Annotated in this window: 20 protein-coding genes and 1 riboswitch; of the genes, 14 read left to right on the forward strand and 6 right to left on the reverse strand. The window is 71.5% G+C overall.

From position 1 onward, the window contains the following. The 6 genes from metK to ADL15_RS26170 all read left to right on the forward strand — a co-directional run. A partial coding sequence (gene metK, locus ADL15_RS26145; RefSeq protein WP_067696582.1) for a methionine adenosyltransferase occupies positions 1-1,168 on the forward strand: 1,168 nt, incomplete at its 5' end. Positions 1,169-1,385: 217 nt separating this feature from the next. Then, positions 1,386-1,949, forward strand: a complete 564-nt coding sequence (locus ADL15_RS26150) for a histidine phosphatase family protein (RefSeq protein WP_067696584.1) — start codon at positions 1,386-1,388, stop codon at positions 1,947-1,949. A gap of 69 nt (positions 1,950-2,018) precedes the next feature. Continuing rightward, positions 2,019-4,034, forward strand: coding sequence for a primosomal protein N' (locus ADL15_RS26155; RefSeq protein ID WP_198171015.1), 2,016 nt, complete (start codon positions 2,019-2,021; stop codon positions 4,032-4,034). A 65-nt stretch (positions 4,035-4,099) separates the two neighbouring features. Next, positions 4,100-4,657 (forward strand): peptide deformylase, encoded by a 558-nt coding sequence (def, locus tag ADL15_RS26160; protein ID WP_067696587.1) that lies wholly within the window; start codon positions 4,100-4,102, stop codon positions 4,655-4,657. A 4-nt stretch (positions 4,658-4,661) separates the two neighbouring features. Beyond that, positions 4,662-5,588 (forward strand): methionyl-tRNA formyltransferase, encoded by a 927-nt coding sequence (gene fmt / locus ADL15_RS26165; protein WP_067696590.1) that lies wholly within the window; start codon positions 4,662-4,664, stop codon positions 5,586-5,588. After that, the gene (locus tag ADL15_RS26170; RefSeq protein ID WP_067696593.1) at positions 5,585-7,054 is read left to right on the forward strand and encodes an RsmB/NOP family class I SAM-dependent RNA methyltransferase; all 1,470 of its coding nucleotides are present in this window, start codon (positions 5,585-5,587) and stop codon (positions 7,052-7,054) included. Before fmt ends, ADL15_RS26170 begins: the two co-directional genes overlap by 4 nt. Positions 7,055-7,093: 39 nt before the next feature. Here the strand turns inward: ADL15_RS26170 and ADL15_RS26175 are convergent, their stop codons facing one another. Further along, positions 7,094-8,218, reverse strand: a complete 1,125-nt coding sequence (locus ADL15_RS26175) for an acyltransferase family protein (protein ID WP_083971747.1) — start codon at positions 8,216-8,218, stop codon at positions 7,094-7,096. Between the two features lie 138 nt (positions 8,219-8,356). On the opposite strand from ADL15_RS26175, the gene rpe reads away from it, so the two are divergent. Then, positions 8,357-9,037, forward strand: coding sequence for a ribulose-phosphate 3-epimerase (gene rpe / locus ADL15_RS26180; RefSeq protein WP_067696596.1), 681 nt, complete (start codon positions 8,357-8,359; stop codon positions 9,035-9,037). Next, positions 9,034-10,041, forward strand: a complete 1,008-nt coding sequence (locus ADL15_RS26185; RefSeq protein WP_067696599.1) for a GGDEF domain-containing response regulator — start codon at positions 9,034-9,036, stop codon at positions 10,039-10,041. The genes rpe and ADL15_RS26185 overlap by 4 nt, the downstream gene beginning before the upstream one ends. Positions 10,042-10,071: 30 nt before the next feature. Here the strand turns inward: ADL15_RS26185 and ADL15_RS26190 are convergent, their stop codons facing one another. Together ADL15_RS26190 and ADL15_RS26195 are read right to left on the reverse strand one after the other, a co-directional pair. Then, on the reverse strand, positions 10,072-10,725 hold the full coding sequence (locus tag ADL15_RS26190) for a lysophospholipid acyltransferase family protein (protein WP_067696819.1): 654 nt from the start codon (positions 10,723-10,725) through the stop codon (positions 10,072-10,074). Positions 10,726-10,730: 5 nt separating this feature from the next. Further along, positions 10,731-11,348 (reverse strand): TetR/AcrR family transcriptional regulator, encoded by a 618-nt coding sequence (locus ADL15_RS26195; protein ID WP_067696602.1) that lies wholly within the window; start codon positions 11,346-11,348, stop codon positions 10,731-10,733. A gap of 76 nt (positions 11,349-11,424) precedes the next feature. Between ADL15_RS26195 and ADL15_RS26200 the strand changes: the two genes are divergently transcribed. The 5 genes from ADL15_RS26200 (at position 11,425) to ribH (ending at position 16,575) form a co-directional block, all read left to right on the forward strand. Next, on the forward strand, positions 11,425-12,606 hold the full coding sequence (locus ADL15_RS26200) for an aminotransferase class V-fold PLP-dependent enzyme (protein ID WP_067696604.1): 1,182 nt from the start codon (positions 11,425-11,427) through the stop codon (positions 12,604-12,606). 61 nt (positions 12,607-12,667) lie between these two features. Next, positions 12,668-12,842, forward strand: a riboswitch (FMN riboswitch). A 216-nt stretch (positions 12,843-13,058) separates the two neighbouring features. After that, entirely contained in the window at positions 13,059-14,144 is a 1,086-nt protein-coding gene (gene ribD, locus ADL15_RS26205) for a bifunctional diaminohydroxyphosphoribosylaminopyrimidine deaminase/5-amino-6-(5-phosphoribosylamino)uracil reductase RibD (protein ID WP_067696607.1), read from the forward strand. A 97-nt stretch (positions 14,145-14,241) separates the two neighbouring features. Then, on the forward strand, positions 14,242-14,841 hold the full coding sequence (locus tag ADL15_RS26210) for a riboflavin synthase (RefSeq protein ID WP_067696608.1): 600 nt from the start codon (positions 14,242-14,244) through the stop codon (positions 14,839-14,841). Next, positions 14,834-16,042, forward strand: a complete 1,209-nt coding sequence (locus ADL15_RS26215) for a bifunctional 3,4-dihydroxy-2-butanone-4-phosphate synthase/GTP cyclohydrolase II (RefSeq protein WP_067696610.1) — start codon at positions 14,834-14,836, stop codon at positions 16,040-16,042. Before ADL15_RS26210 ends, ADL15_RS26215 begins: the two co-directional genes overlap by 8 nt. Positions 16,043-16,089: 47 nt before the next feature. Next, a complete protein-coding gene (gene ribH, locus ADL15_RS26220; RefSeq protein ID WP_067696613.1) occupies positions 16,090-16,575 on the forward strand; it encodes a 6,7-dimethyl-8-ribityllumazine synthase in 486 nt (161 codons plus the stop codon). A 279-nt stretch (positions 16,576-16,854) separates the two neighbouring features. Here the strand turns inward: ribH and ADL15_RS26225 are convergent, their stop codons facing one another. The 3 genes from ADL15_RS26225 to ADL15_RS26235 are packed head-to-tail and all read right to left on the reverse strand — an operon-like array spanning position 16,855 to position 19,306. Next, the gene (locus ADL15_RS26225; protein ID WP_067696615.1) at positions 16,855-17,595 is read right to left on the reverse strand and encodes an amino acid ABC transporter ATP-binding protein; all 741 of its coding nucleotides are present in this window, start codon (positions 17,593-17,595) and stop codon (positions 16,855-16,857) included. Then, complete coding sequence (locus tag ADL15_RS26230) at positions 17,595-18,434, reverse strand: amino acid ABC transporter permease (RefSeq protein WP_067696618.1); 840 nt, start codon at positions 18,432-18,434, stop codon at positions 17,595-17,597. Before ADL15_RS26230 ends, ADL15_RS26225 begins: the two co-directional genes overlap by 1 nt. Next, the gene (locus tag ADL15_RS26235; protein WP_067696622.1) at positions 18,431-19,306 is read right to left on the reverse strand and encodes an ABC transporter substrate-binding protein; all 876 of its coding nucleotides are present in this window, start codon (positions 19,304-19,306) and stop codon (positions 18,431-18,433) included. The genes ADL15_RS26230 and ADL15_RS26235 overlap by 4 nt, the downstream gene beginning before the upstream one ends. Positions 19,307-19,384: 78 nt before the next feature. Here ADL15_RS26235 and ADL15_RS26240 point away from each other — a divergent pair, with 78 nt between their 5' ends. After that, positions 19,385-19,648 carry a phosphoribosyl-ATP diphosphatase gene (locus ADL15_RS26240; protein ID WP_067696625.1) on the forward strand — a complete coding sequence of 88 codons (264 nt, stop codon included), beginning with the start codon at positions 19,385-19,387 and terminating at the stop codon, positions 19,646-19,648. The last annotated feature ends 9 nt before the right edge of the window (positions 19,649-19,657 follow it).

Here is a 19,657-nt window from a genome sequence, read left to right on the forward strand (position 1 = left end):
CGAGTCGGTCACGGAAGGCCACCCGGACAAGATCGCTGACCAGATCAGCGACGGGATTCTCGACGCCCTGCTCGCACAGGACCCGCGCAGCCGTGTCGCGGTCGAGACCCTGATCACCACCGGCCAGGTGCACGTGGCGGGCGAGGTCACCACCCAGGCCTACGCCGACATCCCCAGCATCGTGCGCGACACCATCCTGCGGATCGGCTACGACTCGTCGAAGAAGGGCTTCGACGGCGCGTCCTGCGGCGTGAGCGTGTCGATCGGGTCGCAGTCCCCGGACATCGCCCAGGGCGTGGACAGTGCCATCGAGCTGCGCGAGGGTGACTCCGAGCACGTCCTCGACCAGCAGGGCGCCGGCGACCAGGGCATGATGTTCGGCTTCGCCTGCTCGGAGACGCCTGAGCTGATGCCGCTGCCGATCGCGCTGGCGCACCGGCTGGCGCGCCGGTTGTCCGCGGTGCGCAAGGACGGCACGATTCCGTACCTGCGTCCGGACGGCAAGACCCAGGTGACCATCGAGTACGACGGTCTGCGCCCGGTCCGGCTGGACACCGTGGTGGTGTCGACCCAGCACGCCGCGGACATCTCCCTGGAGTCGCTGCTGACCCCGGACATCCGGGACCACGTGATCGCGCCGGAGCTCGAGGGCCTGGGTATCGACACGAAGGACTACCGGCTGCTGGTGAACCCGACCGGTCGGTTCGAGATCGGTGGCCCGATGGGCGACGCGGGTCTGACCGGCCGCAAGATCATCGTGGACACGTACGGCGGGTACGCCCGGCACGGTGGCGGCGCGTTCTCCGGCAAGGACCCGTCGAAGGTGGACCGGTCCGCGGCGTACGCGATGCGCTGGGTGGCCAAGAACGTGGTCGCGGCGGGTCTGGCCGAGCGGTGCGAGACCCAGGTCGCGTACGCGATCGGCAAGGCGCACCCGGTGTCGCTGTTCGTGGAGACGTTCGGCACCGAGAACGTGCCGGTCGAGCGGATCGAGAAGGCCATCCGGGAGGTCTTCGACCTGCGCCCGGCCGCGATCATCCGGGACCTGGACCTGCTCCGGCCGATCTACCAGCAGACCGCGGCGTACGGCCACTTCGGCCGCGAGCTGCCGGACCTGCGCTGGGAGAGCACCGACCGCGCGCAGGACCTGAAGAACGCCGCTTCCTGAGGGTTTTCGCTTTTCGGACGGCCGGCACCCCACTCGGGGCGTCGGCCGTTTCGCGTCGCTCGGGGCGGTGCTTGCTGCGGCGCCGGCTCCGGTCGTACCACATCAGGGTTTGCCGAAAGCGGTCGGGGATCGATCGATCGTGGTGATCCGGTGGTGGATCTTTTGCGTGATTGTTCGCATGGGAGTCTTCGGAGGTTCGGGCGGCTACTCTGTCGCGATGACGGCTGTCCAAGGTGAACGGCTGTTCCTGGTCCGGCACGCGATGCCCGCGGTCGATCCCGGAGTGCCCGCCGAGCAGTGGCAACTCGCGCAGGAGAGCCGGGTCGCGGCCCGGTTGATCCGGCTGCACGTGAAGCATCCGGCGTACTACGTGGCCAGCACCGAGCCGAAGGCCGCGCAGACCATGCAGGAGATCGCCGGGGCGCAGCGGGTGGTGACCGACGACGACCTGACCGAGGTGCACCGGCCGCACGTCTGGCTCACCGACGCGGACTATCGCGGCGCGGCGCTGGCCTACGCGGGCGGCGAGTGCCCGGACGGCTGGGAGTCCCGCGAGCGGGTGGTCGAGCGCTTCGACGCGGCAGTGGTCCGGCACGCGGCGGCGGCCAGCGAGCGCGGGCAGACGCTGGTCATCGGTACGCACGGGCTGGCACCGACGGTGTGGATGGCGAGCCGGTACCGGCTGGACCCGGACCCGGCGCGGTTCTGGGCGGGGCTGCGCTTCCCGGACATCGTCGAGATCGACCTGGGCACCGAGACGGTCAGCTGCCTGGCCCACTGAGTCGTCTTGTCCACAGCCTCGGCGTGACGGTGCGGGTCTTGTCGGTGGGTGCGGGCAGAATGTTCGACGATGGCGACCAAGGGTGTGCGAGCGGAACGGGAACCGGCGGAGCGTCTGCCGGTGGCCAGGGTGTGTGTCGACGTCCCGTTGCCGCACCTGGATCGTCCGTTCGACTATCTGGTCGCCGGCGCCGACGACGTGGCCGCGCAGCCCGGGGTGCGGGTCAAGGTGCGGTTCGCCGGTCAGTTGGTCGGCGGGTTCCTGCTGGAGCGGGCCGAGGCGTCCGAGCACCAGGGCAAGCTGGCCTACCTGGAGAAGGTGGTCTCCCCGGAGCGGGTGCTCGATCCGGAGGTCGCCCGGCTGGCCCGGGCGGTCGCCGATCGTTATGCGGGCAGCCTCAACGACGTGCTGCGCCTGGCGATCCCGCCACGCCACGCCCGGGTGGAGTCCCCGCCCGCCAAGGCGAAAGGTGACGCACCGGCCGAGCCCGCTGAGCCCGCTGAGCCCGCTGTCCAGCGGGCGTTCCAGGCGCCCGTGCCCGGCGGCTGGGATTCCTATCCGACCGGCCCGGCATATCTGAAAGCGCTCGAAGCCGGCCGTCCCGCCCGCGCCGTCTGGTCGGCGCTGCCGGGGGAGGACTGGTCGTTGCGGATCGCCGAGGCGGCCGCGGCCACCGTGACCGGCGGCCGGGGCGTGGTCATCGTCGTCGGCGACGCGCGTGACCTGGACCGGGTCGACCGATCGCTCGGTGCGGTGCTCGGCCCGGGCCGGCACGTCGCGCTGAACGCGGCGCTGGGCCCGGCCGAGCGCTACCGGCGGTTCCTGGCCGCGAGCCGGCACCAGGTCCCGGTGGTCGTCGGCACCCGGGCCGCGATGTGGGCGCCGGCCGCCGAGCTGGGCCTGGTGGTGATCTGGGACGACGGCGACGACCTGCACGCCGAGCCCCGGTCGCCCTATCCGCACGCCCGCGACGTGCTGCTCACCCGTGCCCAGCTGGCCGACTGCGCGGCGCTGGTCGGCGGTTTCGCCCGGACCGGGGAGGGTCAGCTCCTGCTGGAGACCGGGTGGGCCAAGGAGATCGTCGCGGAGCGCGCCGTGCTGCGGCGGCGCCAGCCGGCGATCTCGCCGACCGGCGACGACCCGCAGCTGGCCCGGGACGCCGGCGCGGTGGTCGCCCGGCTGCCCAGCCTGGCCTGGCAGACCGCCAAGCAGGCGCTGCAGGCCGGCCTGCCGGTGCTGGTCCAGGTGCCCCGGCGGGGCTATCTGCCGTCGGTGGCCTGCGCCGAGTGCCGCACCCCGGCGCGCTGCCCGGAGTGCTCCGGGCCGCTGGCGCTGCAGAACGCCCGTGACGTGCCGGTGTGCCTGTGGTGCGGGCGGTCGTTCCCGGCCTACCAGTGCCCGGCCTGCGGCGAGCGCCGGCTGCGCGCGTCGGTGATCGGCGCGAAGCGCACGGCCGAGGAGCTGGGCCGGGCGTTCCCGGGTGTGCCGGTGCGCACGTCCGGGCGAGACGAGATCTTGGACACGGTTCCGGGGGAGGCGGCCATCGTGGTGGCCACCCCGGGCGCCGAGCCGGTGGCCGAGGGCGGCTTCGGCGCGGTGCTGCTGCTGGACACCTGGGCGCTGCTCAGCCGGGCCGACCTGCGCGCCGCCGAGGAGACCATGCGGCGCTGGCTGAACGCGTCCGCGCTGGCCCGGCCGGGTTCCGAGGGTGGCCGGGTGATCGTGGTCGCGGACGGTTCGCTGGCGCCGGTGCAGGCCCTGCTGCGCTGGGATCCGGGCTGGTTCGCCGCCCGTGAGCTGGCCGAACGCCGCGAGCTCGGCTTCCCGCCGGCGGCCCGGATGGCCAGTGTCACCGGTCCGGCGCCGGCCGTCGCCGACCTGCTGACCATCGCCGACCTGCCGGACGGCACCGAGCAGCTGGGCCCGGTCCCGGCCGGCGAGGAGCAGGAACGGATGCTGTTGCGGGTGTCCCGTTCCCGGGCCGCCGAGCTGGCGCACGCCCTGCACGTGGCGGCCGGCGTGCGCAGCGCGCGTAAAGCGGCGGTCGCGGTGCGCATCCAGGTGGACCCGGCCGAGCTCTTCTAGGTCCGTAGACTGTTTCGCAGCCGTTTCCCTGACTGCAGCCGTTCCTGACTGAGGAGTTCCGCCGCGTGACCGTCCAGCCCATCCGTCTCTTCGGCGACCCGGTGTTGCGCACCGAGGCCGACCTAGTGGTCGACTTCGACAAAGAACTCCGCAAGCTGGTCAAGGACCTCACCGACACCATGCTCGACGAGGGCGGTGCCGGCCTGGCCGCCCCGCAGCTCGGTGTCGGCCTGCGCGTGTTCACCTTCGACGTCGACGAGGTGGTCGGGCACATCGTCAACCCGGTGCTGTCGTTCCCCGACGAGGAGGAGCAGGACGGCCCGGAGGGCTGCCTCTCCATCCCGGGCATCTACGTCGACACCAAGCGCCGGCAGAACGTGGTGGCGAACGGCTTCTCCGAGCACGGCGACCCGATCCAGCTGGTCGGCACCGGGCTGATGGCACGCTGCGTGCAGCACGAGACCGACCACCTGGACGGCGTGCTCTTCCTGGACCGGCTGGACACCACCTCACGCAAGGATGCGATGAAGCAGATCCGCTCCGCCGAGTGGTACGACGTGGCAAAGCCCCCCACCGTCAAGGAGAGCCCGCACGGCCGGGGCATCTTCGGCATGGGCCGGTGATCTGATGCGCCTGGTCTTCGCCGGCACGCCCGAGGTGGCGCTGCCCAGCCTGGACGCGATCTCCGCGTCCGGACACGAACTGCTCGCCGTGGTGACCCGCCCGGACGCGCCGGCCGGTCGTGGCCGCCGCCTGGTCCGGTCGCCCGTCGGGGCCTGGGCCGACGAGCGCGGCATCGAGGTGCTCACCCCGGAGCGGCCGCGGGAGCCCGAGTTCCAGGAGCGCCTGCGCGAGCTCGCGCCCGACTGCGCGCCGGTGGTGGCGTACGGCGCGCTGGTCCCGCCGTCCGCGCTGGAGATCCCCCGCCACGGATGGGTGAACCTGCACTTCTCGCTGCTGCCCGCCTGGCGCGGCGCGGCGCCGGTGCAGCACGCCGTCCTGCACGGCGACGAGGTGACCGGTGCCAGCGTGTTCGAGCTGGAGGCCGGGCTGGACACCGGTCCGGTCTACGGCACCGTCACCGACCAGATCCGGTTCAACGACACCTCCGGCGATCTGCTGGAACGCCTCGCCACCGAGGGTGCCGGGCTGCTCGTCGCGGTGCTCGACGCGATCGAGTCGGGTCAGGCCGTGGCACGTCCGCAGCCGCACGACGGGATCAGCCTGGCGCCGAAGCTGAGCGTCGACGACGCGCGGATCCGCTGGACCGATCCGTCGTTCGCGGTGGACCGGCGGATCCGGGCGTGCACCCCGGCGCCGGGCGCGTGGACGACGCTGCGCGAGGACCGGCTGAAGCTGGGACCGGTCCGGCCGATCGCGAACGGGCCGTACCTGGAGCCCGGCGAGCTGCGGGTGGAGCGCGCCCAGGTGCTCGTCGGTACCGCGACGACACCGGTGCAGTTGGGTGAGGTGCGAGCCGCCGGCAAGAAGCCGATGGCCGCGACTGATTGGGCGCGTGGATTGCGCCTCGAAGCAGGGGAGAAACTGGCGTGACGGAACATCGGGCTTCACGGCCGCACAGTGCCGGGCCTCGTCGGCCGTCCGGCCCGGGAAGTCCCCGCGACGACCGCAGTGGCCGGGCGCCGCGGGCCGGTCGCCCGCCGTCCGACCCGGCGAGGCAGGCGGCGTACGAGGCGATCGCCGCCGTGCACCGCGACGACGCGTACGGAAACCTGGTCCTGTCCGACATCCTCAGCGGGATGGGTCTGCACGGGCGGGACGCGGCGTTCGCCACCGAGCTGACCTACGGCACCCTGCGTGCCCTCGGCACCCTCGACCTGATCATCGCCGAGGCGGCCGGCCGTGAGGTGTCCCGGATCGACCCGCCGGCCCGGGACGCGCTGCGGCTCGGCGCCTACCAGCTGCTCTACACCCGGGTCCCGTCGCACGCCGCGGTCAACCAGACCGTCGACCTGGTGCGCTCGGTGGCGCCGGCCGCGTCCGGCTTCGCCAACGCGGTGATGCGCACGATCTCCGAGACGCCGGTCGAGGCCTGGCTCGAGAAGATCACCCCGAAGTACGAGGACGACCCGATCGCCAGCCTGTCGGTGCTGCACAACCACCCGCAGTGGATCGTCCGGTCGTTCGCCGAGGCGCTCGGGGGCGACCTGGAGGAGACCGCCCGGCTGCTGATCGAGGACAACCAGCCGCCGGCCGTGCACCTGTGCGCGCGTCCGGGGCGGGTCGACGCGGTCGACCTGGCCGACGAGGTGAACGGGGTGCCGGGGGCGTTCTCGCCGTACTCGGTCTATCTCAGCGGTGGCGCGCCGCGCGAGATGGCAGCCATCCGGGAGGGCCGGGCCCACGTCCAGGACGAGGGTTCGCAGCTGGTCGCGGCGGCGTTGCTGGCCGCACCGGTCGAGGGCCGGGACACCCGCTGGCTGGACCTGTGCGCCGGCCCGGGTGGCAAGACCGGCCTGATCGGCGCGATCGCGGCCGGCCGGGGCGCCGAGGTGACCGCGGTCGAGGTGGCCGAGCACCGGGCCCGCCTGGTCGAGCAGGCCACCGAGGGGATGCCGGTGACGGTGTTCCCGATGGACGGCCGCTCGGTGGGCCGGGACCCGGACCTGCCCGAGGAGGCGTTCGACCGGGTGCTGGTGGACGCGCCGTGCACCGGGCTGGGCTCGCTGCGGCGCCGGCCCGAGTCGCGCTGGCGCCGGCAGCCGGCCGACCTGCCGCCGCTCACCAAGCTGCAGCGGGAGCTGCTGGTGGCAGCGCTGCGCGCGGTCCGTCCGGGCGGCGTGGTGGCGTACGTGACGTGCTCCCCGCACATGGTGGAGACCCAGGTGACGGTGAGCGAGGGGGCCCGGCGCAGCGGCGTCGAGGTCGACTTCGTGGACGCCCGTCCGCTGCTGCCGCCGGGCATGCCGGGGCTGGGCCCGGGACCGACGGTGCAGCTGTGGCCGCACCGCCACGGCACCGACGCGATGTTCCTGGCCGTGCTGCGCCGTACGAGCTGAGACCGGACGACGAACTAACTGACGACGCGGCCGGGCTGATCAGCCCGGCCGCCTCGCGAGGGCGGCCTGGTCGAGTTTCACCCGCATCACCCGGGCGAGTGGTCTCTCCACCAGGCGGTGCAGCAGCCAGGCGGCGAGAAGCAGCAGCAGGATCACCGCCACGAGCACGAGCAGGTGCGGCCGGATGCCGTTCATCGCGTGGATGAGCGACCAGCCGATGCTCTGGTGCAGCAGATAGAACGGGTAGGTCAGGGCGCCGGCCCAGGTCAGCCAGCGCCACTGGATCCGGGCCGTCCAGCCCATCGCGATCACGGCGAGCAGGGCGAAGAACAGGGTCACCATGACCATGCCGACCCGGGGGTCGAGGTGGTGCCGGTCCGAGGACGCGGTGCTCGCCACCCGTCCTACCACGGTGTGCATGGCGAGCGCCCAGGACAGGCCGACCAGCCCCCACAGCTGCAGGTCCGGTCCGAACTTGTGGATCAGGAAGAACGCGATGCCGGCCACGAAGAGCGGTGCGAAGGTGGGCTGGAAGATCTGGCCGAGGACCGGCATCTTCGAGGCGTCGCTCAGGACGGCGGCGACCAGCCAGCCGTACCCGAACAGCAGGGTGTTGCGCAGGGTCAGCCCGCGCCACACCAGGACGACGGCGAAGAGCAGGTAGAACCGCATCTCGGCCCAGAGCGTCCAGTACGACGCGTCGACGTTCTTCACCCCCATCGGGGTGTGCAGCATGGTCAGGTTGGCGATCACCTGGTCCCACGGCAGCCGGGTGGTGGCGACCGGCCAGAACGCCACCACGGCCGTGGTGATCAGCACGGCCGGCCAGTACGCCGGGAAGAGCCGGATCACCCGGGACCGGAAGAACTGCCCGGGGGTACGACCCCAGCAGCTCATGCAGATGACGAAACCGCTGATCATGAAGAACAGCTCGACGCCCAGCCAGCCGTAGGCGGCGATCGGGGACAGGGTGGGGAACAGGTCCCGAGGATGCGCCGCCCAGGCCTTGGCCACCGTCAGGCCACCGGACAGGTGGTAGAAGGCGACGGCCAGCGCGGCCAGCAGCCGGAGCCCGTCGAGGACCGCGATGCGGTGCGGCCGGCGGGGTTCCAGGGTGCTGGTGGGGTCCTCCGGCGCGCGGCGCTGGTCCAGCGTCGTGATCATGGGGCGGGACGATACCCAGCGCACAGCCCGTACACAGGCGCCCGCGGGCGGGTTCGCGGATTGGTGAGCGAAAGTTCGCGTGCCGGTCGGCTGCCGTTCCCGTGCTGTGGCTCGAGTGCGGGGTCATACACTTTGCCGGTGACGCCTTCACCGATCATCGCGCCGAGCATTCTCGCCTCCGACTTCTCCCGTCTCGGTGAGGAAGTGCGTGCCATCGAGGGGGCGGCCGACTGGGTGCACGTCGATGTCATGGACAACCATTTCGTGCCGAACCTGACGCTCGGCCTGCCGGTGGTGCAGAGCCTGCGCAAGGCCACCACGATCCCGTTCGACGTCCACCTGATGATCGCCGACCCGCAGCGCTGGGCGCCGGCCTACGCCGAGGCCGGGGCGTACAACGTGACGTTCCACGCCGAGGCGTGCGACGACCCGGTGGCGCTGGCGAAGTCGCTGCGGGCCGCGGGCGCCAAGGCCGGGCTGGCGATCGACCGGGACACGCCGGTCGAGCCGTACCTGGAGTTGCTGCCCTATCTGGACACCGTGCTGATCATGACGATCAAGGCCGGGTTCGGCGGGCAGAAGTTCATGCCGGAGATGCTCGACAAGGTGCGTGACGTGCGGCGGCGGGTCACCGTCGGCGACCTCGACGTGCGGATCGAGGTGGACGGCGGCATCGCGGCGGACACCATCGAGCAGGCCGCCGAGGCGGGTGCCGACGCGTTCGTGGCGGGCACGGCCGTCTATGGCGCGGCCGATCCCGCCGAGGCGGTGCGTAAGCTGCGTGCATTGGCCGCCGGACGTATGGGGAAGTCGATGTGAGTACTGCCGAGCCGGGACCCGTTGTCGACGACTTCGGGTTCGAGGACGAGGAGCAACGACCTGACCTGATCCTGGTCGTCGACGACGATCAGGACATCGCGAGTTTCGTCGAGTTCAACCTCAAGGTGCAGGGCTTCGAGGTGATCCGGGCCCGGGACGGGCAGGAAGCGCTCGACCTGATGGAGACGCACCGCCCGGATCTGGCGGTCGTCGACTGGATGATGCCCCGGATGGACGGGGTCGAGCTGGTCCGCAAGCTGCGCGCGGAGCCGCTGACCTCCGCCCTGCCGGTGATCATGCTGACCGCCCGGAGCATGACCGTGGACAAGGTGGTCGGGCTGACCAACGGCGCCGACGACTATCTGACGAAGCCCTTCGACACCGCCGAGCTGATCGCCCGGGTGACCACCACGCTGCGCCGCAACAAGGAATTCCGCGAGGTCTCGCCGCTGACCGGGCTGCCCGGCAACGCCCGGGTGCGCCGCGAGATCGGCGACCGGATGCGGGCCGGCGGCGACTACTCGGTCGGATACATCGACGTCGACCGGTTCAAGAGCGTCAACGACGTCTACGGCTTCGACCGCGGTGACGAGTTCATCATCACCCTGGCCCGGAGCCTGCAGCGGGCCAGCGCGTCGACCGGCAAGCCGTCGATCTTCCTGGGCCACATCGGCGGTGACGACTTCGTCTTCATCTGCCACCCGGACCAGGTGCTGCCGCTGACCAAGAGCATGGTCACCGACTTCGAGTCGGCCGCCGACCGGCTCTACGACGCGATCGACGCGCAGCGCGGCTACATCGAGGTGCCGGACCGCCGGGGCAACAAGCAGCGGGCCGCCCTGGTGACGCTCTCGATCGGGGTCGCGCAGGCCACCGACGGCGGCCGGCAGTTCGACGACCCCCGCATGGTCATCGCGGTCGCCTCGGAGATGAAGAAGGTCGCCAAGTCGCAGCCCGGCTCCTACGTCGCCATCGACCGCCGCAGGCCGGAGCCGGAAGGCTGACGCGGGCCGGAGCCGGAAGGCCGACGCCGGTCAGCCGTGTCGGATCGGGGCGTAGGACCCGGCGTACTCCTGCCCGGTCAGCGCCTGGATCGCGGCGATCAGCTCGTCGGTGAGCCGCCGCGCGTCGGGCGCCGACTCGACCTTCACCGGGATCGGCGTCCCGAACGCCAGGCTGATCGCCTGCGGCCGCGGGAACCGGTCGCCGGCCCGCCGGATGTGGTCGGTGCCGCGGATGCCGATCGGCACGACCGGCACCCCGGCCTGTCCCGCCAGGCGCACCGCACCGGTACGCCCGCGGTAGAGCCGGCCGTCGGGGGAACGGGTGCCCTCCGGGAAGACCGCGACCAGCCCGCCGCCCCGCAGGATCGGCACCGCCGCGTCGAAGGCGGTGAGCACCGCCCGCCCGCCGGCCCGCTCGACCGGGATGGCGCCCATCCCGGTGACCACCCGCCGGGTCAGCCCGCCGACCAGGCCGTCGCCGCGGAAGTACTCCGCCTTGGCCCAGAACGCGATGTGCCGGGGCGTGTTGATCCCGAGGAACAGCTGGTCGGCGATGGCGTGGTGGTTGGCGGCCAGGATCGCGCCGGTGGCCGGCAGGTTCTCCAAGCCGGTCACAGTGGTCGGCCAGAGGCCGCGCAGCAGGATGCCGAGGGTGCGGTGGGCCGAGGCGTACAGGGGCGGCATGCGGGTCATCGGGAACCTTCCGGTGCGGGCATGGCGGCGTTGTGTTCCGAAGGGCCGAGATGGGCGGTCAGGATCGCGTCGACGAACGGGGCCGGGTCGGTGGCGCCGGCGGCCAGGGTCAGCGAGCCCCAGTTCCACAACTCCGCGGTGCCGTGCAGGGCCGCCCAGATCGCGGCCGCGCTGATCTCGGCGGAGGTCCCGCCGGTCGGCCGGGCCGCGGCGACCAGGTCGACCAGGAGCCGGAACAACGGGAGCGACGCGTCCCGCAGGCCCAGGTGGCCGCCGCTCTGCAGCAGGTCGTGCCGGAACATCAGCTCGAACATGCTGCGGTTGGTCGCGGCGAACCGTACGTAGAGGTGCGCCATCGTGGTGATCTGCGTCCGCGGGTCCTGGGCGGCGGTGCGCAGGGCCGTGGTGACCTGTGCGGACAGGTCGGCGAAGCCGGACCGGGCGATGGCCGAGAGCAGCGCCAGGTGGGTCGGGAAGTAGCGGCGTGGCGCGCCGTGCGAGACGCCGGCCCGGCGGGCTATCTCACGCAGTGAGAGGGCGCCAGGACTTTCGGTACGCAACAACTCGGCGCCCACGCGCACCAGACGATCACGTAAGGCGTCGTCAGCGGGCATAGACAGTGTCTACCAGAGCCGGTAGACACTGTCTACGACAGGTGCGACGTGCCGGTGAATCTGCCAATCTGCGGAGATGGACGTCGACGCGCTTCGTGCCGGCACTCCCGGTTGCCGGCACCGGATCCACCTCAACAACGCGGGCGCGGCCCTGATGTCGCAGGCCACCCTGGACACCGTCGTCGGGCATCTGCGCCTGGAGGCCGAGATCGGCGGGTACGAGGCGGCGCAGGCGGCTGCCGGCCGGGTCGCCGCCGTCCACACCGGCCTGGCCGAGCTGCTCGGCGGCCGCCCCGACGAGATCGCGCTCTTCGACAACGCGACCCACGCCTGGCAGGCGGCGTTCTACGCGGTGCCGCTGCGCGCCGGCGACCGGGTGCTGACCGGCCGCAACGAGTACGGCAGCAACGTCCTGGCCTACCTGCAGGCGGCCCGCCGGGCCGGCGCCGAGGTGGTGGTGGTGCCGAACGACGAGCACGGCCAGATCGACACGTCCGCCCTGACCGGCCTGATCGACGACCGGACGAAGCTGATCGGCCTGACCCACGTGCCCACCGCCGGCGGGCTGGTCAACCCGGCCGCCGAGGTGGGGCGGATCGCCCGGGCGGCCGGCGTGCCGTACCTGCTGGACGCCACCCAGTCGGTCGGCCAGTTCCCGGTCGACGTCGAGGAGATCGGCTGCGACTTCCTCTGCGGCACCGGCCGCAAGTTCTTGCGCGGGCCGCGTGGCACCGGCTTCCTCTGGGTACGCACCGGCCTGCTGGAACGGCTCGACCCGCACGTCGTGGAGATCCAGTCGGCGGTCTGGGACGGCGCGCGCGGCTTCGACTGGGTGCCCGGCGCGCAGCGGTTCGCCACCTGGGAGCTCAACTACGCGGCCGTGCTCGGGCTGGGCGCGGCCGTCGACCAGGCACTCAACCTGGGCCTGGACGAGATCGGCAAGCGGAACGCGGAGCTCGGCGACCGGATGCGCGGCCTGCTCGAGGACACCCCCGGCGTGACCGTCTACGACCTGGGCCGCGAGCAGTGCGCGATCGTCACGGCGGTGGCCGAGGGGGTGCCGGCCGAGCAGGTGGTGGCCCGGCTGGCCGAGTCCGGGGTGAACGTCAGCAGCACCACGCCGGCGCACCAGCAGTTCGACACCGAGGACCGGAATCCGCCGCCGCTGGTCCGGTTCTCGCCGCACTACTACAACACCGAGGACGAGGTCGAGCACGCCGCAACCCTTATCGGAGCCCTGGTCGGTAAGCGGTTGTGAGATCCCTCGCGCCCGGGGTGGCAAATCCGCAAGTGCGTGCAAGACTCGGGGGTAACCCACCACGCGCTGGCGGGATTCGGTGAGATTCCGAACCGGCGGTGATCCGACGCGCAAGCATCGGTAAGCCCGCGACCCGGACGTCAGACCATGACGGCCGGTGGACCTGGTGAGACTCCGGGGCCGACGGTTGGTCAGGCGAAAGCCCGGCCAGACAGTCCGGATGGGAGACAGCGCGCGGAATCGGACGGGTGTGCCCTCAGCAGGGGTGCATCCAACCGGGGTGCGCGAAGCGTACCCTTGGTGTCCTTTTCTGGCGTTTTTCTCCCTCTCTCAGCGCGTGACCAGACCGCGCGAGAGATCGTGCGGACCGGATCGGGCGGGAAGATTCGCGGCAAAAGCCGCGTTTGTCTCCTCGCACGAACCGGACGAACGCGCGAGAGGACGACACGCGGATGGTGACCGAGGACGAGGCGATGCGCCGCGCGATCGCGCTGGCCGCCCGGGGCCTCGGCACGACCAGCCCCAACCCGGTGGTCGGTTGCCTGCTGCTCAGCCCCGAGGGCGAGGTGGTCGGCGAGGGCTTCCACGCGTACGCCGGCGGCCCGCACGCCGAGATCGTCGCGCTGGCGCAGGCCGGTGAACGGGCTCGCGGCGGCACCTGCGTGGTCACCCTGGAGCCGTGCAACCACACCGGCCGCACCGGCCCGTGCTCGGACGCGCTGATCCAGGCCGGGCTGCGCCGGGTGGTGATCGCTGTCGACGACCCGAACCCGGTGGCCTCCGGCGGCGCCGCCACCATGCGCGCGGCCGGTCTGCAGGTCGCGACCGGGATGCGCCGCCCCGACGCGGAGCTGGGCAACATCGCCTGGCTGACCGCGGTCCGCCGGGGCCGGCCGTATGTCACCTGGAAGTTCGCCGCCACCCTCGACGGGCGCTCGGCCGCCGCCGACGGCACCAGCCAGTGGGTCAGCTCCGCCGAGTCGCGCGCCGACGTGCACGTGCTGCGCAGCACGGTGGACGCGATCGTGGCCGGGGTCGGCACCGTGCTGGCCGACGACCCGCAGCTGACCGTCCGCGACCTGCGGGACGGTTCGCTCGCCATCAAACAGCCGCTGCGGGTGGTGGTCGACTCGCACGGGCGTACCCCCACGACCGCCCGGGTCCGCGACGCGGCCGCGTCCACCTGGATCGTCACCACGGCCGAGGCGGGTCCCGGGCCGGACGGCCGGGTCGACCTGACCGCCGTGCTCACCGGCCTGTTCGAGCGGGGCATCCGCAACGTCCTGCTGGAGGGTGGGCCGACCCTGGCCGGCGCGTTCCTGGCGGCCGGCCTGGTCGACCGGGTGATCGGCTACGTCGCGCCGAAACTGCTCGGCGCCGGCCGCGCCGCCCTGGTCGACGCCGGGATCGGCACCATCGCCGAAGCGCTCGAACTCGACTTCACGGATATCGCGCAGATCGGTGCAGACCTGCGCTTCACCGCCACGCTCCGCCCCAAGCCTTCCGACCGCCCCGCCCACCGCCCTAGTTCGGAGTGAAAGCCTTCCGACCGCCCCGCCCACCGCCCTAGTTCGGAGTGAAAGCCTTCCAACCGCCCCGCCCACCGCCCAAGTTCGGAGTGAAAGGCCCTTCTTTATGTTCACCGGCATCATCGAAGAACTCGGCGAGATCGTTCAGCTCACCGACGGCAAAGAGGACTCCGCCGTGATCGCGGTCCGAGGGCCGCTGGTCACCTCGGACGCCCGCGACGGCGACTCGATCTCGGTCAACGGGGTCTGTCTCACCGTCATCGACAACGTCGACGGCGTGTTCACCGCCGACGTGATGGGTGAGACCCTGCGCCGCTCCTCGCTCGGTGCGCTGAAGGTCGGCGGCAACGTCAACCTGGAGCGTGCCGCCGCCCTCGGCAGCCGCCTCGGCGGTCACCTGGTGCAGGGCCACGTGGACGGGGTCGCCAAGGTCGTCGGCCGGGAGGCCGCCGACCAGTGGGAGATCGTCACGTTCTCGCTGCCGGCCGAGCTGGCGCGCTACGTGGTGGAGAAGGGCTCGATCACGGTGGACGGCGTCTCGCTGACCGTCATGGCGGTCACCGACGACACGTTCTCGGTCGGGATGATCCCGGCCACCTCCACGAACACCGTTCTGGGCAGCAAAGCCATCGGCGAACCGGTCAACCTCGAGGTCGACGTGATCGCCAAGTACGTCGAGAAGATGCTGGGGAGCCGTCATGTCTGAGAGCGTCGAGCGCGCGATCGCCGAGATCCGCGCCGGTCGTCCGGTGATCGTGGTGGACGACGAGGACCGGGAGAACGAGGGCGACCTCATCTTCGCGGCCGAGCACGCCACCCCGGAGCTGGTCGCGTTCATGGTCCGCTACACGTCCGGGTACATCTGCGTGGCGATCACCGAGTCGGAGGCCGACCGGCTGGACCTGCCCCCGATGTACCACACCAACCAGGACAAGAAGGGCACCGCCTACGCGGTGGCCGTCGACGCCAAGCACGGGGTCAGCACCGGCATCTCGGCCGCTGACCGGGCGCGGACCATCGGCCTGCTCGGCTCGGCCACCACCGAGCCGGCCGACCTGTCCCGGCCCGGTCACGTCGTGCCGCTGCGGGCCAAGTCCGGCGGCGTGCTGCGCCGCCCGGGCCACACCGAGGCCGCGATCGACCTGGCCGTGCTGGCCGGGTGCAGCCCGTCCGGCGCGCTCTGCGAGATGGTCAACGACGACGGCACCATGCAGCGCCGCCCCGACCTGGAGAAGTTCGCGGTCGAGCACGACCTGGTGCTGGTCACCATCGCCGACCTGGTGGCGTACCTGCGGGAGAAGGACGGCAAGCAGGTCGAGCGGGTGGTGGAGACCACCATGCCGACCGAGCACGGCGTCTTCACCGCGGTCGGGTACCGCACCGCGGCCGACCAGGGCGAGCACGTCGCGCTGGTCTTCGGCGACCTGACCGACGGCGAGGACGTGCTGGTCCGGGTGCACTCCGAGTGCCTGACCGGCGACGTCTTCGGTTCCCGGCGCTGCGACTGCGGCCCGCAACTCGACGCCGCCCTGGAGCGGGTCGCGGCGGCCGGGCGCGGGGTGGTGCTCTACATGCGCGGTCACGAGGGGCGCGGCATCGGCCTGCTGCACAAGCTGCAGGCGTACCAGTTGCAGGACCGCGGCTTCGACACCGTCGACGCGAACCTCGAGCTGGGCCTGCCGGCCGACGCCCGTGACTACGGCACCGGCGCGCAGATCCTCTACGACCTGGGCGTGCGCTCGATGCGCCTGCTCACCAACAACCCGGCCAAGCGCGCCGGCCTCGAGGGTTACGGCCTGCGGGTCACCGGCCGCGAGTCGCTGCCGGTCCGCCTGCACCCGGAGAACGTCCGCTACCTGCGCACCAAGCGGGACCGGATGGGGCACCTGTTCGAGGCATTGGGCTGACCTGCACGCGTTCAAGGGGTGAAAATGACGATAAAGGGGGACGACTAATGGCCGGCTTCGGAGATCCACACACACAGCCCGTCGACGCGGCCGGGCTCCGGCTCGGTATCGTCGGCTCACGCTGGCACAACGACCTGGTCGATCACATGATCGAGCGCGCCTGGGCAGCGGCCGAGGCGTGCGGCGTCACGGACGTCGTGGTGGCCCGGGTGGCCGGCTCGGTCGAGCTGCCGGTGGTCGCCCAGGCGATGGCCAAGCGCTTCGACGCGGTGGTCGCCCTCGGCGTGGTGATCAAGGGCGAGACCCAGCACTTCGAGTATGTCTGCGACGCCGTCACGGCCGGCCTCACCCGGGTCGCGCTGGACGAGCAGACCCCGGTCGCGCACGGCGTCCTCACCGTGCAGAGCCTGGGCCAGGCCCGGGACCGCGCCGGCCTGGAGGACTCGATCGAGGACAAGGGCTGGCAGAGCACTGTCGCGGTCCTCGACGCCGCCCTGGCCATCCGCGAGATCGAGAAGTCCGACCGCTCCTGATCACCAAGAAGCCCGGCCCGCCTCGCTCCTTTCGGGAACGAGCGGGCCGCTTCATTTTTTTCGGTACGGATGGGGAGCGCCCGTCCGCAGGCTACGAGCCGAGTCCCGCCCGTGAGGCCGACGCGAGACCGCGGCTCCTCCCGGCCGCAGCGCGCCTCCGGGTCTTGGCTGGTTCTCAGGGGTGCCTCCGGCACCCTGAGACACCCCTGGGCGCCAGCCGGGGACCGGGAGCGCGGCACGGTCCGGGCCGCGGGTGGCCTCGCGTGCACGAGGACCGGATTACAGGCGGCCGGCCTCGATGATGCGGGCGAGGAACTGGCGGGTGCGGGGTTCGACCGGGTCGCCGAGGACCTGGGCGGGCGGGCCCTGTTCGAGCACCCGGCCGGCGTCCAGGAAGACCACCCGGTCGGCGACCCGCTTGGCGAAGCCCATCTCGTGGGTGGCCAGCACCATGGTCATGCCCTCGGCCTTGAGGTCACGGATCATGCTGAGCACCTCGCCGACCAGTTCCGGGTCGAGCGCCGAGGTGACCTCGTCGAGCAGCAGCAGCCGTGGGCTGTTGACCAGCGCCCGGACGATCGCCACCCGCTGCTGCTGGCCGCCGGATAGCCCGTCCGGGAAGGCCTTCGCCTTGTCGGCCAGCCCGACCCGGTCCAGCCACTGCATGGCCAGCTCACGAGCCTCGGTGGCGGACTTGCCGTGCACCCGGGTGGGCGCCAGGGTGATGTTGTCGAGCACCGTCATGTGCGGGAACAGGTTGTAGGACTGGAAGACCAGGCCGATCTTCTGGCGTACGAGATCGGGGTTGACCTTGGGGTCGGTGATCTCCTCGCCGTCCAGGTGGATCGTTCCGTCGTCGATCCCGGTGAGCAGGTTGACGCAGCGCAACAGCGTCGACTTGCCCGAGCCGGAGGCCCCGATCAGCGCCACCACCTCGTGTTCCGCGACCTCGAGGCCGAGGTTGTCCAGAACCACGTGGTCGCCGAACGTCTTACGCACGTCGGTGCAGGAGAGCAGCATCAGATCCCCGCGTTCTGGGTCCGGGCGGCCCGCAACGTCACCCGGTCGGTGATCACGATCAGGGGCAGGGCGAGCAGGATGAACAGGACCGCGGCCACCACGTAGGGCGTGAAGTTCGCGCTGCCCGCCTGGCCGATCTGCGCCGACCGGATCGCGTCGATCGGGCCGGCCAGCGAGATCAGGCCGACGTCCTTCTGCATCGACACGACGTCGTTGAGCAGCGGCGGCGCGACCCGGCGGACCGCCTGGGGCAGCACCACGTGCCGCATCGCCTGGCGATAGCTCAGGCCCAGCGACCGGGCCGCGGCGATCTGGCTAGGGTGCACCGACTCGATGCCGGCCCGGAACACCTCGGCCAGGTACGACCCGTAGGTGATCGTGATGGCCGCCCCGCCCAGCACCAGCACGTCCGGGGTGCCCTGCAGGCGCAGCCCGGGCAGGCCGAACGCGAACAGGTAGATCGTGATGATCAGCGGCAGCCCGCGGAACATGTACGTGTACCCGGTCGCGATCGCGCGCACCGGGAAGAAGACCGGCCCCCGCAGCGTGCGCAGCACCGCCATCAGCAGCCCGAGCAGCAACGCGAGCGGCGCGCAGACCAGGAACAGCTGGATGTTGAGCCAGAAGCCGTCGAGGATGTCCGGCAGGTACTTCGTGGCGACGTCGACGTTCAGGAACGACTGCTTGACGCGGGGCCAGCCGGGTGACCCGGTGATCCCGACGGCGAACAGCACGCCGACGACGGCGGTGGAGAGGGCGGCGAGCAGGACCGAGCGGATCGCCTGCCGGCGACGGTAGGCGAACCGCTCCTGCTGCCGCGCACTTGGCGCGTAGGTCACTTGAGTTCGGGTGCTCCCGCGTCGGACAACCAGGTCTTCTCCAGTACAGCGAGCGTGCCGTCCTGGCGCAGCTGATCCACGGCCTTGCTCACGCAGCCGGTCAGCTTCGAGCCCTTGTCCAGCACCAGGCCGAACTGCTCGGGCACGCCGACCTGCGGCAGCTGGCCGAGGATCACGCCGTCGTCCAGCTCGGCCGCGGTCATGTAGAACGCGGTCGGCAGGTCCACCACGATGCCGTCGACGGTGCCGTTCTCCAGCGCCGCCTTGGCGTCGTCGTTGCTGTTGAACACCGACGGCTTGCCGGACGGCTTGATGATGTCGGTGATCGCCTGGTAGCTGGTCGTACCGACCTGGGCGCCGAGCTTCGCGCCGGTCAGCCCGGCCAGCGTGGTGACGTTCGCGATCTTGGACTTCTTGGTGGTGATGACGGTCTGCCGGACCAGGTAGTACGGCGAGGAGAAGTCGACCGCCTGCTTGCGCTCGTCGGTGATCGAGAACTGGTTGACGTCGAAGTCGAACGTCTTGGGCCCGGGCGCGATGGCGTTGTTGAACGTCACCGAGGTCCAGACCACCTTGTCCTTGGAGTACCCGAGCCGCTCGGCGACCTGGTACGCCACGGCGGACTCGAAGCCCTCACCGCTGGCCGGCTTGTTGTCCTTGAACCACGGCTCGTACGCCGGGTTGTCGGTGCCGATCGTGATCTTGCCGGCGGTGGTGGTGTCCAGCGAGCCGGACGGGCAGGCATCCGCCGCTGAGGAGCTGGGGGATGCGGTGGATGTGGTGGTGTCGTCCTCGACCGGGGAGCAGGCCGTGACGGTGGCGAGCGCCAGCACGGCGCCGCCCACGAGGAGGGGGGTGAAACGGCTGACCATGACGGGCAGCTTAAAAGACGTCCCAACCGCTGGGGGCGTTCGTCGTCAAGACGTGATGAGCTGCCACAATCGTCTCCCGTGAAGACGTTCGAAGAACTGTTCGCCGAATTGCAGCGCAAGGCGGCGGAGCAGACCCCCGGTTCGGGCACGGTCGCCGCGCTCGAACGAGGAGTCCACTTCATCGGGAAGAAGGTCGTCGAGGAGGCGGCCGAGTCCTGGATGGCCGCCGAGCACGAGGGGCCGGAGCGGGCTGCCGAGGAGATCTCGCAGCTGCTCTACCAGGCACAAGTCCTGATGATCGCCACCGGTCTCGAGCTCAAGGACGTGTACCGACATCTCTGACGTGCGCCC

Origin of the sequence: Actinoplanes awajinensis subsp. mycoplanecinus, from assembly GCF_001509495.1 — a bacterium.
Lineage (GTDB): Bacteria > Actinomycetota > Actinomycetes > Mycobacteriales > Micromonosporaceae > Actinoplanes > Actinoplanes palleronii.

Excerpts from the sequence above, each read along its gene's own strand:
- ADL15_RS26150 (WP_067696584.1), top strand. The coding sequence starts at position 1,386 with ATGACGGCTGTCCAAGGTGAACGGCTGTTCCTGGTCCGGCACGCGATG.
- fmt (WP_067696590.1), top strand. The coding sequence starts at position 4,662 with ATGCGCCTGGTCTTCGCCGGCACGCCCGAGGTGGCGCTGCCCAGCCTG.
- ADL15_RS26175 (WP_083971747.1), bottom strand. The coding sequence starts at position 8,218 with ATGATCACGACGCTGGACCAGCGCCGCGCGCCGGAGGACCCCACCAGC.
- ribH (WP_067696613.1), top strand. The coding sequence starts at position 16,090 with ATGGCCGGCTTCGGAGATCCACACACACAGCCCGTCGACGCGGCCGGG.
- ADL15_RS26235 (WP_067696622.1), bottom strand. The coding sequence starts at position 19,306 with ATGGTCAGCCGTTTCACCCCCCTCCTCGTGGGCGGCGCCGTGCTGGCG.
- ADL15_RS26215 (WP_067696610.1), top strand. The coding sequence starts at position 14,834 with ATGTCTGAGAGCGTCGAGCGCGCGATCGCCGAGATCCGCGCCGGTCGT.
- ADL15_RS26155 (WP_198171015.1), top strand. The coding sequence starts at position 2,019 with ATGGCGACCAAGGGTGTGCGAGCGGAACGGGAACCGGCGGAGCGTCTG.
- ADL15_RS26225 (WP_067696615.1), bottom strand. The coding sequence starts at position 17,595 with ATGCTGCTCTCCTGCACCGACGTGCGTAAGACGTTCGGCGACCACGTG.
- ADL15_RS26195 (WP_067696602.1), bottom strand. The coding sequence starts at position 11,348 with ATGCCCGCTGACGACGCCTTACGTGATCGTCTGGTGCGCGTGGGCGCC.
- ADL15_RS26200 (WP_067696604.1), top strand. The coding sequence starts at position 11,425 with ATGGACGTCGACGCGCTTCGTGCCGGCACTCCCGGTTGCCGGCACCGG.
- ribD (WP_067696607.1), top strand. The coding sequence starts at position 13,059 with ATGGTGACCGAGGACGAGGCGATGCGCCGCGCGATCGCGCTGGCCGCC.
- ADL15_RS26190 (WP_067696819.1), bottom strand. The coding sequence starts at position 10,725 with ATGCCGCCCCTGTACGCCTCGGCCCACCGCACCCTCGGCATCCTGCTG.
- ADL15_RS26210 (WP_067696608.1), top strand. The coding sequence starts at position 14,242 with ATGTTCACCGGCATCATCGAAGAACTCGGCGAGATCGTTCAGCTCACC.